General features: G+C 39.8%; 13 protein-coding genes. 4 read left to right on the forward strand and 9 right to left on the reverse strand.

Features of this window, described 5'->3' with window-relative positions:
* The first annotated feature begins 104 nt into the window (after positions 1-104).
* Positions 105-1,118 carry a sulfate ABC transporter substrate-binding protein gene (locus ACHB7C_RS14915; RefSeq protein WP_042846687.1) on the forward strand — a complete coding sequence of 338 codons (1,014 nt, stop codon included), beginning with the start codon at positions 105-107 and terminating at the stop codon, positions 1,116-1,118.
* A gap of 157 nt (positions 1,119-1,275) precedes the next feature.
* Here ACHB7C_RS14915 and ACHB7C_RS14920 read toward each other — a convergent pair whose 3' ends face one another.
* From ACHB7C_RS14920 to ACHB7C_RS14940, 5 genes are all read right to left on the reverse strand, one after another.
* The gene (locus ACHB7C_RS14920) at positions 1,276-2,232 is read right to left on the reverse strand and encodes an OmpG family monomeric porin (protein ID WP_395347748.1); all 957 of its coding nucleotides are present in this window, start codon (positions 2,230-2,232) and stop codon (positions 1,276-1,278) included.
* Positions 2,233-2,340: 108 nt separating this feature from the next.
* Complete coding sequence (locus tag ACHB7C_RS14925; RefSeq protein ID WP_042846685.1) at positions 2,341-4,221, reverse strand: glycoside hydrolase family 3 protein; 1,881 nt, start codon at positions 4,219-4,221, stop codon at positions 2,341-2,343.
* Positions 4,222-4,646: 425 nt separating this feature from the next.
* Positions 4,647-5,591 (reverse strand): OmpG family monomeric porin, encoded by a 945-nt coding sequence (locus ACHB7C_RS14930; RefSeq protein WP_395347751.1) that lies wholly within the window; start codon positions 5,589-5,591, stop codon positions 4,647-4,649.
* A gap of 425 nt (positions 5,592-6,016) precedes the next feature.
* Complete coding sequence (gene tpiA / locus ACHB7C_RS14935; RefSeq protein ID WP_042846683.1) at positions 6,017-6,787, reverse strand: triose-phosphate isomerase; 771 nt, start codon at positions 6,785-6,787, stop codon at positions 6,017-6,019.
* Positions 6,788-6,965: 178 nt separating this feature from the next.
* Positions 6,966-7,595, reverse strand: a complete 630-nt coding sequence (locus ACHB7C_RS14940; protein ID WP_181468839.1) for a DUF1454 family protein — start codon at positions 7,593-7,595, stop codon at positions 6,966-6,968.
* Positions 7,596-7,631: 36 nt separating this feature from the next.
* Between ACHB7C_RS14940 and ACHB7C_RS14945 the strand changes: the two genes are divergently transcribed.
* Positions 7,632-8,051, forward strand: a complete 420-nt coding sequence (locus ACHB7C_RS14945; RefSeq protein WP_042846682.1) for a DUF805 domain-containing protein — start codon at positions 7,632-7,634, stop codon at positions 8,049-8,051.
* A gap of 89 nt (positions 8,052-8,140) precedes the next feature.
* Here ACHB7C_RS14945 and fpr read toward each other — a convergent pair whose 3' ends face one another.
* The gene (gene fpr / locus ACHB7C_RS14950; protein WP_042846681.1) at positions 8,141-8,887 is read right to left on the reverse strand and encodes a ferredoxin--NADP(+) reductase; all 747 of its coding nucleotides are present in this window, start codon (positions 8,885-8,887) and stop codon (positions 8,141-8,143) included.
* 448 nt (positions 8,888-9,335) lie between these two features.
* Between fpr and emrD the strand changes: the two genes are divergently transcribed.
* Entirely contained in the window at positions 9,336-10,520 is a 1,185-nt protein-coding gene (gene emrD, locus ACHB7C_RS14955) for a multidrug efflux MFS transporter EmrD (protein WP_048605741.1), read from the forward strand.
* 83 nt (positions 10,521-10,603) lie between these two features.
* Here emrD and ACHB7C_RS14960 read toward each other — a convergent pair whose 3' ends face one another.
* The 3 genes from ACHB7C_RS14960 to ACHB7C_RS14970 form a co-directional block, all read right to left on the reverse strand.
* Complete coding sequence (locus ACHB7C_RS14960) at positions 10,604-15,055, reverse strand: hypothetical protein (protein WP_198861002.1); 4,452 nt, start codon at positions 15,053-15,055, stop codon at positions 10,604-10,606.
* A 284-nt stretch (positions 15,056-15,339) separates the two neighbouring features.
* Positions 15,340-16,866, reverse strand: a complete 1,527-nt coding sequence (gene glpK, locus ACHB7C_RS14965; RefSeq protein ID WP_042846678.1) for a glycerol kinase GlpK — start codon at positions 16,864-16,866, stop codon at positions 15,340-15,342.
* Between the two features lie 3 nt (positions 16,867-16,869).
* Positions 16,870-17,730: an MIP/aquaporin family protein gene (locus ACHB7C_RS14970; protein WP_042846677.1), complete on the reverse strand. Its 861-nt coding sequence runs from the start codon at positions 17,728-17,730 to the stop codon at positions 16,870-16,872.
* A gap of 304 nt (positions 17,731-18,034) precedes the next feature.
* Here ACHB7C_RS14970 and zapB point away from each other — a divergent pair, with 304 nt between their 5' ends.
* Complete coding sequence (gene zapB / locus ACHB7C_RS14975; protein ID WP_042846676.1) at positions 18,035-18,274, forward strand: cell division protein ZapB; 240 nt, start codon at positions 18,035-18,037, stop codon at positions 18,272-18,274.
* Positions 18,275-18,442: the final 168 nt, after the last annotated feature.

Consider the following 18,442-nt stretch of genomic DNA (forward strand, 5'->3'; position numbering starts at 1 on the left):
ATTCTACATATTCCCCATACGCATAAGTTTTTCTTTTTAATTATTTCTCGTAATTGATTCTATCTGTCAGCCTCTTCCTTATCTAAAACTTGATGGGGTAAAAGATGACGCATTCATGGCAGGTGACAAAGTCTCGATTGGCAGCAGCGTTGCTATTAGTATTAACTACAGGCACTTGGGCGAAAAATATTCAGTTGTTGAATGTATCTTATGATCCAACCCGAGAGTTTTATCAACAATATAATCAGGAGTTTAGCGATTATTGGAAAAATAAAACCGGTGATAGTGTGACTGTTCGCCAATCTCATGGTGGGTCAGGTAAGCAAGCGATATCGGTGATGAATGGCTTAGAAGCAGATGTGGTGACATTGGCATTAGCTTATGATGTGGATGCTATCGCGCAAAGTGGCCGTATTGATAAAGACTGGGCCAAAAAACTTCCTGATAACTCAGCTCCTTATACATCGACTATTGTTTTTTTAGTCCGCAAAGATAACCCCAAAAATATCCAAGATTGGGATGATTTAATTCGTCCGGATGTTTCTGTGGTGACGCCTAACCCGAAAACATCTGGGGGGGCTCGTTGGAATTATTTAGCCGCATGGGGCTATGCCTTAGATAAAAACCAACAAGACTCTGAAAAAGCAAAGCAATTTGTAAAGCGGCTCTATCAAAATGTTGAAGTATTAGACTCCGGCGCTCGTGGTGCAACGAATAGCTTTGTTGAGCGTGGGATCGGTGATGTATTGATAGCTTGGGAAAATGAAGCGTTACTCGCTATCAATGAATTAGGGGAAAATGGCCAGTTTGAAATAGTGACACCCAGCATTTCTATTTTAGCTGAACCAACAGTCGCTGTGGTGGATAAAACCGTTGATAAACGAGACCGCAGAGTTGTTGCTGAAGCTTATTTAGCCCATTTATATTCCTTACAAGGGCAGGAAATCGCTGCGAAAAACTATTATCGCCCACGAAATAGTGAAGTTGCTAAAAAATATCGTCAGCAGTTTCCTGAGCTTAAATTGCTGACCGTCGATGAAAGCTTTGGCGGATGGCAGGCGGCACAAAGCACGCATTTTGCCAATGGTGGGGTGTTTGATGAAATTATTCAGCGTTAATACGTTTTATATTTCACACTGTAGTGCTGTTGGCTACGTTGATTAACCACTGGTGTATGCATCTAGGGGAGCTTAGCGCGAACTATTTTGAGTCTAACTAATAATCAGTGGGATATCATTCCTAGCCTGTGAGGGGCAGACTAGGAATGAGGTTAATTTATTGCCACTGATATTTCACACCTAATTGGCCAAGATAGAAGGTTTGGCGGTTGTTGCTTCCAGAGGTGATCCCTGCATTTTTAGGGTTTTCCCAAGTGCTTGGCTCAACGGCGAAGCCACCCCAAAGAGTGAGTTTTGGTGTTAAGTTATAGAAAACTTGAGTCCCGACGCGATAGCCATCCTTCACTTTTTGCGTTGTACGTTTGTTACTATCATAGTTATGTTCATTTAAATAGTAGCGAAAATAGGGCATAACGCTCCAATCTTGGTTGAGTGTTATTGGGAAGTAGCCGCGAATTTGGTTTTGTTCCCACGTCTTATTGAAGTCTTTATCCCATGTCCAGTCGGTATACATATAGACTTTTGCGGTTGCAGAATCATTGATTTTATAGACTAAACCGTGTTCAGACTCCCACTCATAACTATTCGCTGCATGGAAATTATCGTAGTGGTATATCGCATCCCAGAAGTTAAATGCCCATTTGTCGTTAAAATTATAGGTTCCACTAGGCATTAACCAAAACATGGTATTCGATGGGCGTGCTTGTGTACCCGGTGCAGAATCATTTGATTCTTTTCGGTAAGTTACATTTAAGTTGAACTGCCCAATATCACTTGAATACATTTTTCGCGTTGCACCAATTTGTGTGCGGTTACGAATAAACGAATCTTTTGAAGTTGAAAAGTCGTGGTTATAGCTACGTAATGATTCCTTGTGCTCAAGGAAAAAGCTCCATTTTGACTCTGGGTTAACTAAAAATAGCTGGCCTATCATGCTGGTTTTATCAAAAACTTTGCGATCATTAGTATTATGGTGGCCTTCAAATTTTTCGAGTTCCATATATACGTTAGAAGATATTCGCCAATAATCATTGTTTACTGGCTCTGTCGCAAAAGCAGATGCTGTTAGCCCAGATAGTGCGGTAAGAAATAAACCATTCAGTGAAGTTTTCATTTTAACCCTTTATTTTTTATGTGTTTTTTATTTTTAGTGCCGTTATGACGGGCGTGAGTATCTAGCCTTTATACCGTGGAGGTATAAAGGCTAATTTGTTAATAAGAATTAATATGTGGTGTGGTAGTTTTCACCATGACCATAAGGGAATAGGATTTTGTCCCCTTGTGGGTTTTTGATATTGACGGGGAGCAACCCTTGAGGTGGGTTTAGAGGTTGTGCAGCGCGGTTAGCAAACAGCGTACGTAGCCCGCTACGGATATTAGTTTCCAACGAATTGCGGTTATTATTAGTCACATCGAAGCCAGTGATCCCATAAATAGCAATGTTAGCTTTAACATCATTTAAATAGGCAATGTCATATGGATTACGTGAAGAAATAACAACAAGCGGTATATTTGCGTTATTAGCAGCATCAATAATTAGCTGAGCATTTGTTGGGGTATCTTTCAGGTTATAGGTTGTCAGTAAAATTAAATCTTGTTTTTTAACGATATCTCTAGCCTCGCTTTTTGATAGCGTATTTTCATTTAGTTTTATTACATTGTCGCTGCTATTAATGATTACGTCTGTTTCTTCCGCAATATCACTTAACTGTTTCTGGATTAACGCATTACGTGGTTTTTCATCAGAAATAACTAAGATACGGTTTTGAGGTTTTAGCTGGTAGGGCAGAATATTATCATTCTTAATTAATGTAATTGCTTGTTCAGAAACCATATTTTCTAGGTCTTTATGGCTTTTAGACGCTACAATTTGTTTAGCCTCAGTGAGGTTAATAGGCTGCGCCGTAATTTCTTGTTGAAGTTTTTTCAAGACGACTCGTTTTGCCGACTCATCAATACGTTTTTTTAACTCAGGGTTTTTCGCCGCTTGTGTTTCTAAGTAACGATACATGTTATCTAGGCGTGTAATTGCTTCTGTATCCCACATCTTTATTGGCATTAATACAATATCGGAACCCGCTAACAGTGATGTTTCGACGGCCCAATTAATGTCAAAGTTGTCAGCTATTGCCCCCATGTCCATTGCATCAGTGATAATTAGCCCATCATACTTTAGCTCATCGCGTAAGATACCGTGTAAAATAGGTTTGGATAAGGTTGCTGGGGTGCCAACTTTTTTCCCCGCCAACGTTGTGATTTTATGGTCATCAAGGGCAGGGACAATAATATGAGCGGTCATGACCGCATCTGCACCATGTGCTAAAGCATATTTAAATGGGGCGAGTTCAGTAGAATGCCACGTTTTTGTATCAGAATTCACCACAGGTAAATCAACGTGGGAATCGGCGGAAACATTACCATGTCCTGGGAAATGTTTAATAGAAGTCAGTAGGTTATATTTATGTATCCCTTTTATATAGCTGGTGGACAATGTTTCAACTAGGTTTTTATCATCAGAATATGAGCGGACACCAATCACAGGGTTATTTTGGTTGTTATTAATATCAACGACAGGGCCAAAGTTGATGTTAAACCCAAGGCTAGATAACTCATATCCGTGGATCATCCCTGTCAGTTCAGCAAGTGCGGGGTTACGAGTCGCGCCTAAGGCCATATTTCCCGGCATTTCAGTCCCAACTCTCAAGCGTGTTACATATCCGCCTTCTTGGTCGGTACCGATAAATAAGGGTAAATTACTACGAGATGATTGTAATTGATTAATAAGTTCAACGGTTTGTGGTGTATCTATTAAGTTTTCACGGAATAAAATAACAGACCCTAAATGGTATTGGTTGATCACTTTAGAGACTTCATCATTCATAGCAAGGAATGGGGCTGGGTCACCATTGCTATCGTTATTCCAATATCTGAAATCCAACATAAATAACTGGCCGATTTTTTCTGCTTCAGACATGTTATTAACGATTTCTTCAGCTGATTTTTGTTTATTTTTCCATAAATCATTGAGCTGGGCTTGTGTCATTGGGTCGGCGATTGACCATGCACTGAAAAGGCATGCAGCCAGTAAGGTAAGCTTTTTCATATTATTTTCTCTAGGTTATTTTTCGAGGAATAATAAGTGCCAAAATTTATTTATGATGTGAGAAAAATCACAGTTGATACTATTCTTCATTTTAAGGTAATGGGAATAGCGAGGAAATAGTGACTTAGATATAGCAGATTCATTTGTATGATATTAAACAATAATTATCCCGGAATAGTTTATTATTACCTGGAATAATTTCATTTTGGGATTATTTCGTTGTGTGACCTAAGCCTTAAATATGGTTAAATAGTATATATATCTTTGTATCTTGTTTATGCTTTATTGTTTCATCGGACAATTTGGTTTTTATTTGATTTAATTTTATAAAATTAGTAAATGGCAAGCAAAAATATTAAAGCCACATATAAAAGCAACGTGGCTTATTTTTCTATAAAAAATAACTAAGCCCTATGAATTAAGGGTTACCAAGTATATTTTACCCCAATTTTTCCAAGATAGAGTACTTGTTTATTATTATCGCCAGAGGTGATGTCATTCTTTTTAGAATATTGCCATGTAGTGGGTTCGTAAGCGGCACCTCCCCATAACGTTAATGAGGGAGTAACATGGTATTCCACATCAGCACCAATTCGGAAACCATTTTTAGCTTTTTGCGTTAAGTAATGGTTTTCATCATAAGTGTGTTCGCTTAAATAGTAGCGAAAGTAAGCTGTAAACTGCCAATTGTCATTAAGAGTAATGGGAAAATATGCCCGAAGCTGTGACTGTATAAACCGGTCACTGAAACTGTTATCCCATAGTTTATCTATATAAACGGTTAGTTTGGCTTTCAATGCATCGGAATGTTGATAAGTGATACCATATTCTGTTTCTGCTTCATAACTATTGGAATTAAAATAGTTACTATAGTAAAGATAAGAAAGCCAAAAATTAAATGACAAATTATCGTTAAAATAATAGTTACCTGATGGCGTTAATGCATATAAGCGATTTGATGAGCGAGCTTTGGTGCCTGGAGCAGAGTCATTGGATTCTTTACGATAGCGGAAGCTAAGGTCGAGATCAGATTGTTTTGATTTAACCAATTTCTTTGTGATATCAAATTGGGTTCGGTTGCGAATATAAGCGTCCCGAGATGGGCTAAAATTACGCCCATGGTTTCTTAATGATTCCCTGTGTTCTAGAGCAAAATGCCAGTCTGATGCGGGATTGGTTAGCTTTAATTTCCCAACAGTGCTGATTTTATCGTAGACTTTATTGTTGAATGCATCACGTTGACCGCGATATTCTTCTATTTCTAGATAAACATTGGTTTTTATATGCCAAGCATCCTGGTTTTTTTCAGAAAAGCAAATAGTCGGGAATATAATTATGATGCTATAAATTAGACTAACTATATATTTCATATTTATCCTTTATGATGAGATGAATAATCATTGTTGATTTTTTAAGTTGGATAAATCTGAATTATATTTTATTTTTAGTCTACTGTTATTATTTGATTTATGAGGAATGATATTTGTAATGGAAAAGAGTAAGTCTATATAGTCAATTGATTTTAATGGTTTTATTTTTACTTTGTTTATATTTGAATGTTGTCTTAATTATGCTCTCTGGTTTTTCTTAATCATTTGTTTATTAATTAATTTGAAGATTAATTTTAATTATTTTAAATTTAAATAACTTCAGGTTTTAAATCTAAAGCTATATTTTATTATGTGAACAAAAAGTATTAGAAAGTATTTAATATATTCCATTAAATATAACTATTATCTAATAAAAAACCGCCAATAAATGGCGGTTAAGAATAAACATGAATAACCTAATAAGGTTATTTAGTTTTTTTCGCTTCAGCTGCTGCTTTTACAATGACTGCAAATGCGTCAGCTTTTAGTGATGCACCACCAACTAAAGCGCCGTCGATATCTGGTTGAGTAAATAACTCAGCAGCATTACTTGCATTCACAGAACCACCGTATTGGATGATCACTTGCTCAGCAATTGCAGCATCTTTTTTCGCAATATGAGTACGGATAAACTTATGAATTGCTTGTGCTTGGGCTGGAGTTGCGGATTTACCAGTACCGATAGCCCAAATTGGTTCATAAGCAATTACTGCACCTTCGAATGCTTCTGCGCCTAATGAATTCAGTACAGCATCGATTTGGCGAGCACAGACTTCTTCAGTTTTACCTGCTTCATTTTCTGCTTCTGTTTCACCAATGCACAGAACTGGGATTAAACCTTGTTCTTTTAATACAGCGAATTTTTTAGCAACAAATTCATCACTTTCATTGTGATAGGTACGGCGCTCTGAGTGACCAATAATAATGTACTTGGCACCGACATCTTTCAGCATTTCAGCAGATGTTTCGCCTGTGAATGCGCCAGACAGGTTAACGTCAACGTTCTGTGCACCTAATGCAATACGGCTACCTGCCAATGCATGTTTAGCTTGAGTCAGGTAGATTGCTGGTGGCGCAATTGCTACATCGCAGCCATCAACGCTGCTAAGTTCATTACGCAGACCTGCGATCAGGTCATTGACCATATGGGTGCTGCCGTTTAGTTTCCAGTTACCCATTACCAATGGATGTCGCATGTTGTTTCCTCCAACCAGAGAGTTTGAATGATTAATCAATAAGTTATTCATTACGCGCTGATGTTGTACGCGCAACGTGACAGTTTTGTCGCCATTCACCTTTCGTATTATAAGAACAATAGATGATAATAGCTTTGCTTTTTATCATGCTTATTCTGAGAGCGTGATCACTACCCGTTTAGGGCGTTTGTTGTTCTAGCTTAATCGGTTCAACAGCAAAAGTAAGCACATTATTGTCACTTTTTACTAAAATATACCTCAATACCCCGAAGCGAGCTTCTTCAGCCCGGTTTGTGTTTTTGTCTGCCATAATTTTATTTAATGCCTCAGTGAGTTCAGGAGCTTTATCAAGTGGGACATCGGGGGCAAATTGGTGGATAATTGCGATGGTATAGCGTTCCATTAACTGTTGGTTTGCTTGTGCTTCTTGGCTATTTTCTGCGGGGAGTAGCGTAATTTGTAAGCTCTTAATTTTTTCGCTTCCACGCTCTAAAACCGCGGATGAGTATATGTATTGGTTTATACGAGAAGCTGCCCGAATATAAGGTGCGGAAATGTCTTGGCTGGCAATCACTTTATATTCGTGAAGATATAAATCTTTATAAGTTTGGTTAAATTGATTGCGCAATTTAGGAATGGTGAGGTCAAAAGAAGGGGCATCAGGAGCTAAATAGGCGACTTCAACGTCGGTATCTGGCATTGTTGGCACTTTCTGAGCCAAGACCAATTGTGGCACACTAAGCGCAAAAATGGTTATGATGGCGTATATAGAACGAAATAAGGTTTGGGGCATTTTTTTGACACTCATTCTTTGGGTTTTCATATTGTATCAGGATTATAGGTAATGACATTACAACAATGGGCTTTTTCCTTCAAAGGTCGTATCGGTCGCCGGCCATTTTGGGTAGGTATTGCCGCCACTTTTATTTTAATAACGGCTGTTGCACTATTACAAAATGTATTTTTATTGCCTGAAATATTCTCTTTAGTTTTCTTTATTGTATTACTTTATCCCCTAGCAGCGATTTTTGTGAAGCGTTTACATGACCGAGGTAAGTCAGGGGGCTGGTTCGGGTTAATCGTACTCGCATTTGCCCTGTTTTCGATAGATGTCAGCCAATTTGAGCCGATATGGCAATGGGGAATAGGCCGTTTTTTACCTTTGCTAATTACCATGATCATGGTTTTAGATTGCGGCGCTTTTTTAGGAATGGAAAGTGCGAATCAGTATGGTGAGAAAACAGAACCCGTTGAGTATCTATAGCGTGAGGCTATGGAGCCAAAACTACCCTGAGCATCTCTCAGGGTAGTACTTTTACATGATTGCTAATGTTGCGGGTCCATTGGGCCTGTTTACCAGTATTGTTCACTAGAAATATGGCCGGGTTTTCGGCGTAGGTGCTTAACCATCCCGTGGCTATTTTTCAGCATTTCGCGCGTATCTCTTACCATCTCAGGGTTACCACATAACATGACATGGCAGGTATCAGGAGAAAGGGTTACACCTACTGCATTCTCTAGCGCATGGCTTTCAATGAGAGCGGGGACACGCCCATGGAGAGAGTTTGAGCACTGTTCACGGCTCACGACAGTGACAACCTTAACTTTCCCATGAAATTGTTGTTCTAAAGCTTTCATGAGAGGCAAATAGCTTAAATCTTTTGCAAAACGTACTGCATGTAGCAAGATGATATTATCAAAACGCGCTAAGTCTTTACCTTCTTGTAAGATGGATAAAAACGGCCCGATGGCAGTTCCGGTTGAAAGCATCCATAAATTTTTGCATTCTGGTATTTCATCCAAGACAAAAAATCCGGCAGCTTCATCCGTGATTTGTAAGGTATCGTTAGGCTTTAATTTTGCAAGTTGTGGGCTTAATTTCCCTCCAGGAACAATCACAAAGTAAAATTCAAGCCGGTTATCGCTCGGTGCGTTAACGTAGGAATAGGCTCGTTGAACTCTTTCTCCCTCGATTTCCAGTGCTAATTTAGCGTATTGTCCGGCTGTAAAAGGTTTAATTGGCGCCTCAATGACAAGGCTAAATAATGCATCAGTCCAAAATTTGGCTTCAATGACTTTCCCAGTTACCCAATTTGCCATAAATTCCACCTCTTAGTATTTCAAAATAAACTAACTAAAACGACATATTGATTACATGAATTAGCTAGGGAATGGATCATTAGGATTTAATACTAAATCAGTTCACTATTTATGCTTATCGATAATGTGTCCCAGTGATTTATTCTTAAATATGGCTTATTTTCAATTTCAATGTACAGTTATCTTGACAGTGTTGGCGAATATTACTGCCATTGTTAAATAAACTAAAATGTACTGCTACTACGAATAAAGGGTAATTTTTGTTATCTTAATCACAGTAGGACAAAATCTGTTGTTTGCTATTTACCTGAAGCAGGTTTAAAGCGCAGAACAACAATTAAATATTGATAATTTAATGTCTAAATAGTCGCTGTATTATTTTTAAATAATACAGCGTTATTGTGTGTCCGGATTGTCTATCCGGGGTTTTGATATATTTGAGAGAAAAATGAGAAAGCTGGAACATTTCAATCTGTTATTAATGTTAATTGCATTAGCGGCTGTCGGCCAAATGACACAAACTATTTATGTCCCTGTGATAGCTGAAATAGCGGTGTATTTTAATGAGCCTTCCGGGGCTGTTCAGCAGGTAATGGCCGCTTATTTATTTTCTTATGGTTTTTCACAGTTATTGTATGGTCCGTTGTCCGACCAAATTGGCCGCCGACCTGTTATTTTGTTCGGTTTGACAATTTTCTTATTTTCCACCATCTTGGCGATTTTTGCTCCAACCTTGACGACATTAACAGTTGCCAGCGGTTTACAGGGGCTAGGTACTGGCGTAGCTGGTGTGATGGCGAGGACTATGCCGCGTGATTTATATAAAGGCACTGCGTTGCGCTATGCAAATAGTTTATTAAATATGGGGGTATTAGTTAGCCCATTATTGGCACCCATGTTTGGTGGTATATTAGCCCATTTTTGGGGGTGGCATGCCTGTTATATTTTCCTGTTTATCTTAGGTGCATCAGTGTTATTAAGTATGTACCGTTGGCTACCTGAAACCCGCCCAGTTTCGCCTGAAAAACACAGAATGGTTGATTCATACCGAGCGCTATTATCAAACGGCTCATTTTTATCGTATTTAGCAATGCTGATAGGCGCGTTAGCAGGGATAGCCGTGTTTGAGTCGAGTAGCGGTGTATTAATGGGGGGAGTTTTGGGGTTAAGTAGTATCACCGTGAGCATTTTATTTATTCTGCCGATCCCTGCCGCTTTTTTTGGTGCTTGGTATGCAGGGCGTGAAGGAAAAACCTTTTATCACCTGATGTGGCACGCCGTATTAATTTGCCTGCTGGCAGGTATCATGATGTGGCTACCAAGTTGGTTTGGTATTATGAATACATGGACATTGTTGGTGCCAGCCGCCGTCTTTTTCTTTGGTGCAGGGATGCTATTTCCTTTAGCAACAACGGGGGCAATGGAGCCATTCCCTTATTTAGCGGGTGCTGCCGGAGCGCTGGTAGGGGGATTGCAAAATGTAGGTTCAGGGGTTGCAACATGGATCTCTGCATTGTTACCACAGGATGGGCAGTTTAGCCTTGGGCTTTTAATGTTTTTAACATCCATACTGGTTTTATTGTGTTGGCTGCCATTAGCTAAACGGATGGGTCATACAGAACGAACTGTTTAATGGATAAAATAAAGTGGGAAACGATAGGTTGTCCCACTTTATTTGCAATATTAGGCGGCAGTGCCGTTAGGTTTATTGGGTGATTAGGCGATTAAAGGCGAAACAATCTGCGTAGGTTGTGGCAGTATTGCTCCAGGAAAAAGCGATAAGTTATCCTTTTGATCAATTGTTGATAGCAGCGCCGGTTGTTCTGCTATTGAGTTAAATTCGACTGGGCGGTCATAATTTACAAACGCGGTATTTTCTGCCAATTGGTCTATGCTGTTTTGGTAGAGCCAAATTGAGCTAGGTGCTACGTTATCCTGCAAGTGTTGGTCGATATACACTTTGATTCCAACTAATTCTAAGCCCGGGGTACTGTCGATGGTTCCGTTGATAGTCAATATGTCTTGGTCTACAGAAAGATACCAGCGTTCTTTTGGTGTATATTCTTCAATTCTACCCTGCTCATTATAAAGCTGTAGTGTTACCCAATATGTATGTTCGCTATTAGTTAGGCCAAGTTGTTTAATGTTAACCAGTTGATGAATATGTACATCAGATAGTAAGTTTCTTTCTGAGGGGACATTAAGTTGGCGATTAGAAATAAAACGTTTATCTACTTGAATATCAAGGTGGTTAATCGGCTTAAATTCATGTATGGCTAGTTGTATTTCATCCTCACCAAATGGGTCACTTAATGAAAAATCCTGTTGGTGTAATTGGCCGTTTTCGACCCAGCTAGCGCGTAGTTTACTATGTTTATCAATACGCGATAAATTTACCTGACCAGTCTTAGCATTAACCAAATCATGTTCGGTTGCAGACCAAAACAGCTTAGTGCCACGCCAATAATTATCTAGCTGTAATTTTTCTGGTAGCGTTTGCCCATTACTGTTAGAAAACAAACGATTTGCCAGTGATTCAGGGTTTTTATATTGAAAAATGATTTTTGCTGCATCTTTGTTGCCCGCTTCTTTAACTTCCAGTTTAACCAATTCCCCCTTGTCAGCAATTTTTAAGTTCAATTGGTTATCAAATATAAAAATATCTTTTGTTTCAGAGAGTAAGCCGTGGTGCGTTGCGTAAGTAACTTTGAATGAATAGTCCGAGTAGTCACCATCAAGAGATTTTGTGATGAATTCATCATGAGGGGTATTTATGGTGCTAGCGATTGTTTTGATGATATTCAGCCGACTATAAGGATGAAGGGTACCATCCGTCATTCGCGTAAATTGCCTATGTAGCCAATATATTGGGGTATCACGCTGAATATAGTGTTTAGAGTACTTGTTTTGATGAGCTTTTTGGATGAGAAAATCTTGGATTTTTGCTACGAAATAATCAGAGTGAGGAAGAAAAGCATCGTTATTGGCTAAGAGTTCCATAGGCGAGGTGGGGTACATTGCTGGCTTGACCTCAGTAACACCACCGTTAACCGATAGCCGTTTATAGGTAATATACCGTTGCTGTTGTTGGTCATAGGCAATGTTTACCCCATTGCTATACTCCTTAAATGGGTATACTTCTTTATTATTAGTATGCGGTAAGCCTAAGCCATGGCCATATATTTCATGCCATAAAATCCCCGAATCTGCCAATCCCCCGCCATAATTGGGTGAAGCTATCCCCAACAACCAGAAAAAAGCACCATCAGGTATTAAAGGCTCGATAGCGGAGTAATGAAATTCAAAATTGAATGAGGTTAATTTTGCTAATTTGGAGCTATTCATGTATGCCCAATGAATCTGTGAAGCGGTAAATTGCGGAATTACTTTGGGGTTATCATATTTAGGGTTTGACAGAATACGGGTGGTAAGGTAGCCATTAATATAAGGGTTTAGTGCTGGGGACTGCGAAACAGCTGGGTAACTATAGAGAGTAAAGTGTTTGATTGGTAGCCTAGCGGCGGCTTCTATCCCCCAACTTAGGGGGGAGTAGGTGTAAGTGCCATGCCCTTGTTGATAAAGGCTAGTAGTATGGATATGTGAGGTTATTGAGTGATTGGGTTTTACGTTTAATTGGAAATTACCATTTTCCTCGGTATAAGGCATAAGAATCGGGGTATTATCGGCTAAAATGCGAATTCTAACCCCCGGTTGTACCCACTCGCTTTTTAATGGGGCGGTATAGCTTTGATGATGCAAATCATTAGCAGGAACACTCATTTTTATGGGAATTGGTAATAACGTTTGCGGTAGCCTTTCGGGGCCCACTAACCTTACTCGGCCTAGTTCTTTTCCCTCCTTTGTGCTGACTATCGCGACAAAATCAGGTGATTTCGCGGAAGATTGACTAGTCACATCGACTTTAACCAATGCCCAACGGTTGGCGGATAAACAGAAATAGGGGGTATCTGGTGCCTGCAGGTGAGTCTGTGCGAGTTGAATATTATGTACTTGCATGTCATGGGGTTTAGGATGTTTTTTGGGGCTGGGCTCATTATAGATAGGGTCTTGGATGGTAAAGGTTTTTTTCCCAGGGATGGAAACCAGTGGAGGGGCTTCCATTTGTAATTGAACGGATATTGGGGCAGAGATATCCCCATTTTTCATTACGGCAACAAAATCAAATTGCTCTACTCCGTGGTGATTAAAGTGATTATCTGGCTGGTATTGCCATTTCCCGGTTCTCTCATCTAGCAAAACGTCGCCAAATTGTGGTTTTTCAATTAACTGATACTCCACAATGTTTTCATCTGTAGGGAGATCGCCTGTGACGGCACCTACGATGAAAGGGTCTAATGATGATGTTGGGTTTTCAACAATAACAATAGGGAGGATTTGTTCTTGATAACCAAATTGGAGGAGGTCGAGCTTCCGGTTTTGTAAATCAGTAATATTTAACTGATATGTCTTTTTATTCCAGTTGACACGAATGTCACTATCATCAATGTGCTGGTGGATATAGTCTTGCAGGTATTGTGCAAATTGTTCAGGGGAGGTGAATTGGGTTTCTGTCAGTTTAAACTCTTCACGATAAATCTCAGTAATATGGCTATCTTTATCCGTGAGTTTTAGTGAAAGGTGTGTCCAGTTATTAATTTGGTCTTTATCAATGCTAATGGATTGAATAATTGCATTATCTTCTATTTTTTTATAAACGGTATTGGGAACATCAACATAGGGAACAGGCACGTTTCTTTTTAATTGAAATTGGGAAATGCAAATACCTTCTCCAACAATTATTATTTGGTTATTTTTATAGCTGACTTTTACTAATGGGTGGGATAATAGACTCAGTTGATGGTTGATCTTATTTTCAATTTCTTGGGCTAATTCAGGCCAAGAAGACCGTGATATTAATGCGATGTCATCTAATTTTAGAATTATATTTTGATGTTCACTGCTAAGGACAATTGAAAAATATTCTGATTGTTGAAGGGTTTCATCTGTTAACAGTATTGAGTTGATCGCTGAATGAGGTAAGGAAACCACTTGTTGGAAGCCATGTGGGTTAAATGACGGTGTATTTTTGTTTGTTTTGGTTATGTCAGTCTTAGATTGGATATAGCTAAAGGCACTTTCTGGAATACGCTCTATTGGTGATTGCCCTGAACGATATAATAAGTCAAATTTAGGTGGTGATGTTTCTGTAATTGTCTTAATGCTAAAATTTATTGTGCCATTTTTATCTATATGCCCAAGGGAGATAGCCTGATGTTCATTCGAAGGTATAATATGAATGTCTCTTGAGCCTATGCTTAATGTCGCGCACTCCTGTAATAATGAAGTATCTAGGTATAAGGTCCAGTCACCTGAATCGGTAAACGTTATTTCCCCGCTATAATTCCAACCAGTTCGGTAAGTTTGTTCGGTAATTACCGAGTTCTGCTGCGAAAAATTGGAAATGATATGGGTATTTTTTTCAATATCATTTTTACCTTTAATTTGGTAAGTGCTAACTAATATTCCTTGTGGCGCATTATTTTCTTTTTCAGTTTTTGCACTGTTTTTATCATTAACATCAATTAATGAAAGCTCATTGATAAATTTTTGCATTGATGGAGAGGGGGGAACATCGTCATTTTCAATGATGAGTAAGCTACCGCCAGTCAATTCGAGGTAATGGCGTAGTAGCTCGACTTGTTTATCATTACTGCTAGATGAAACAACGACCGTATCATAGTGGCGGTGCCATTGCCCACTGGGTAATAAGAGGTCTGCGATTTGGTCTGCGGCACGTGCATCCCCCTCTTGCCATTTAGTTGGTGAATTAGAACTATCAACAAATAAATTATGGCTGGGGTGGAATTCAGAACCTGAAAATTGAAACTGTTCAACGGTGCTCAGTACATAATTGGGCTTGTTTCCACCGGATAAACGCGGCGAATTCATTAACCAATTGAAAAAAGTAAAAGTAGCTTGGCTGGTGGTAGATTGGCGCGGGTTTTCTTTTAATCCACGAATTAAGTCAGAATCGTTTTTTATTATTGCTACTCGGCTGTTTTGTTTATAATAGCCAAACTGTAGTTTTTTTTGCTGTATTTGTTCTGAAACAAGCGTAGATGTGGTTAGTTTATATAAATAATTTGTAGGTTTCTTGAGGTGTTCCATACCCATTTTCCTTGAAAGAATAAGTAATAATACATGTAGTTCAAGGTGATTTTAGATAAACTCATATGGGCTTTCTAATTTATTATTAGTCTGATTATTGGCTTTCTATTTATTAGCTAATTGGTTTTCCCTGCCTTGTCTCACCATTCGAAAGTCAATGAATTGATTTTCCTCGTTTATTTTCAAAAACTATTCAGTTTACTGCCAAACACAATATATCAGTTAATCGTTTAAGGCAGTGCCGAAGCACCGCCTTAAAAAAAATAAAGTGTTAGTGGCAATAATTAACCACGGTCTTCCCACTCTTGAGCTCGTGCTACTGCTTTTTTCCACCCTTCATATTTGAAATTACGTTCTGTCGTTTCAATACCAGGCTTAAAGACACGCTCAATAGTCGCTTTACTTTGTAGTTCATCAAGGTCATTCCAGAAACCAACGGCTAACCCTGCAAGATAAGCAGCACCTAGTGCTGTACTTTCACGAACCTCTGGGCGTTCAACAGGGGTCCCGAGAATATCCGCTTGAAATTGCATTAGGAAGTTATTGGCGACAGCACCACCGTCAACACGTAGTGCTTTTAAACGTTCGCCAGAGTCTGCTTGCATTGCGTCAAGTACGTCACGAGTCTGGTAGGCGATAGATTCTAGCGTTGCGCGAATAATGTGATTACGGTTAGCACCACGGGTTAAGCCAAAAATTGCTCCTCGCGCATAAGGATCCCAATAAGGGGCTCCTAACCCTGTAAAAGCAGGAACGACATAGACACCATTACTGTCTTTCACTTTAGTGGCAAAATATTCGGAGTCAGTCGCTTCATCGATTAATTTTAGCTCGTCGCGTAGCCATTGAATGGAAGCGCCCCCGACGAAAACCGCACCTTCAAGTGCATAGTTCACTTCACCTTTCGGACCACATCCTATGGTCGTTAGTAAGCCGTGATTAGAGCGTACCGCGGTTTCTCCGGTATTTAACAGCAAGAAACAGCCTGTTCCATAGGTATTTTTCGCCATGCCAGGCTTGACGCACAGTTGGCCGTACAGCGCCGCCTGTTGGTCACCCGCCATTCCTGAAATTGGGATACGCGTTCCACCTTTCCCCCCAATATTGGTTTGGCCATAAACCTCTGATGATGGACGAACCTCTGGGAGCATGGCGCGTGGAATATTTAGGGCTTTAAGAATTTTATCATCCCATTCTAGGTTGCGGATATTAAACATCATAGTACGGGATGCGTTGGTATAGTCGGTGACGTGGACACGGCCTTGTGTCATTTTCCAAACTAGCCATGTGTCAACGGTTCCAAACAGTAATTCCCCTTTTTCTGCGCGCTCACGAGCGCCTTCTACGTTGTCTAAAATCCATTTAACTTTTGTGCCGGAAAAGTAAGGGTCAACGACAAGGCCTGTGTTTTGGCGAATATATTCTTCTAGATCACGGTCATTTTGTTTGAGATGAGTACAAAAGTCAGCTGTGCGGCGGCATTGCCATACAATCGCATTATAAACAGGCTTACCTGTTGCTTTCTCCCAGACAATAGTCGTTTCTCGTTGATTAGTAATGCCAATCCCAGCGACTTCATCAGTGCGGATATCTGCTTTGGCAAGAACTTCAACTAAGGTCGAACTTTGTGATGCCCAAATTTCCATAGGGTCATGTTCTACCCAGCCTGGCTTAGGATAAATTTGTGTGAATTCACGTTGTGAAATACTAATAATATTTGCATCGTGGTCGAGTACAACCGCTCGTGAACTGGTTGTGCCTTGGTCAAGTGCGACAATATATTTTTTCGCAATAGTGGTTTCTGTCGTCATAATTTAAGCCTGTTCCGAAGATTTGGTGTTTTTAACGGATAACTTTTCTGTTTTGGTCTCTTCTTCACATACCATGCACGGTAGGTGGCGACCAATAAGTTTACGATAGGCGAATGCCCCTAGCAGACCACCAACAATAGGTGCTGTCAATGGTACAAGGAAATACGGTATATCACGGCCACCTGTGAGCGCGATGTCACCCCAGCCTGCAAGATAAGCCACAACTTTCGGCCCAAAATCGCGAGCAGGGTTGAGGGCGAACCCTGTTAGTGCACCAAATGAACCGCCGATAACTGCGATTAAAATACCAATTAATAGTGGAGCAAGTGGGCCACGAGGTACGCCATTACCATCATCAGTTAGCGCCATAATTAAGCACACTAAGATGGCAGCAATAACCACTTCAATGAAGAAGGCATGAGGAACGCTGATTTGTGGTGCAGGGTAGGTAGAGAATACCCCTGCGGTAAATAAGCTTTCTTGTGTACCCCTAATAATATGGTGAACTTGGTCGTAATCGAAAAAAACGGGGGAATACATAGAGTAGACTAATGCCGCTGCAAAGAAGCCACCTAGCATTTGTGCGATGATATAAGGGATCACTTTGCGCTTATCAAAACAAGCGAATAGCCATAGTGCAAGGGTCACCGCAGGGTTTAAGTGAGCACCTGAGGTTCCCGCTGTAAGATAAACGGCTAAGGCAACACCGAAGCCCCAGATAATACTGATTTCCCAGAGACCAAGTTGCGCCCCTGCAATCCTAACTGCGGCAACACAGCCTAAACCGAAAAATACTAGCAGTGCAGTGCCTAAAAACTCTGAGATACACTGACCAGTGAGTGATGTAGTCGTCATTTGGCTCATATGTTTCTATCCTACGAAAATGAAAATTATTGTAATGTTTTTTTAGTTAAGACTTTCTAATCGAAAATCATTAGCTGTAAATTTATCGTTAAAGAACATAAACGAGAAATATCGAAATTGAAAAATGTGTGTTACATCACTAAAGCGAAAGAAAACAACCAAAAATAGTGACGAGTTCGACCTTTATGGTGTGATCTGACCAGTATTTTTTATCAATGGTTATTAGTATTCAGATGGAAGGAACTGGACACAGGGGATCATGCTACTTACAATCGTGTAAAAGCAGATAAGGGAGACCTAACAAATGTCATTTGAAGTATTTGAGAAACTCGAGTCCAAAGTTCAACAAGCGATTGATACAATCACGTTGTTACAAATGGAAATTGATGAATTAAAAGATAAAAATGGTGCACTAAGCCAAGAACTAGAAACGACAAAGTCAGGTACTGAGTCTTTAGTGCGAGAAAATGAACAACTCAAACAAGAGCAGCAAGCATGGCAGGAAAGGTTGCGTACTTTGTTAGGGAAGATGGAAGAAGTGTAATTTCTCGTCATACTTCGCGTTGTAGGGGTGTTGGCTTCGTCTCTTCGCCCTAGTCACATACTTATGTATGCTCCTAGGGTCTTATCGACTTTGCCGCCTGCCTACAACACGAATTATTTAGAGAAACTTTCGTCATACCTTGCGTTGTAGGGTGTTGGCTTCGTTTCT

Source organism: Providencia sp. 2024EL-00732, assembly GCF_044006275.1.
In the GTDB taxonomy this organism is placed as follows: Bacteria; Pseudomonadota; Gammaproteobacteria; order Enterobacterales; family Enterobacteriaceae; genus Providencia; species Providencia huashanensis.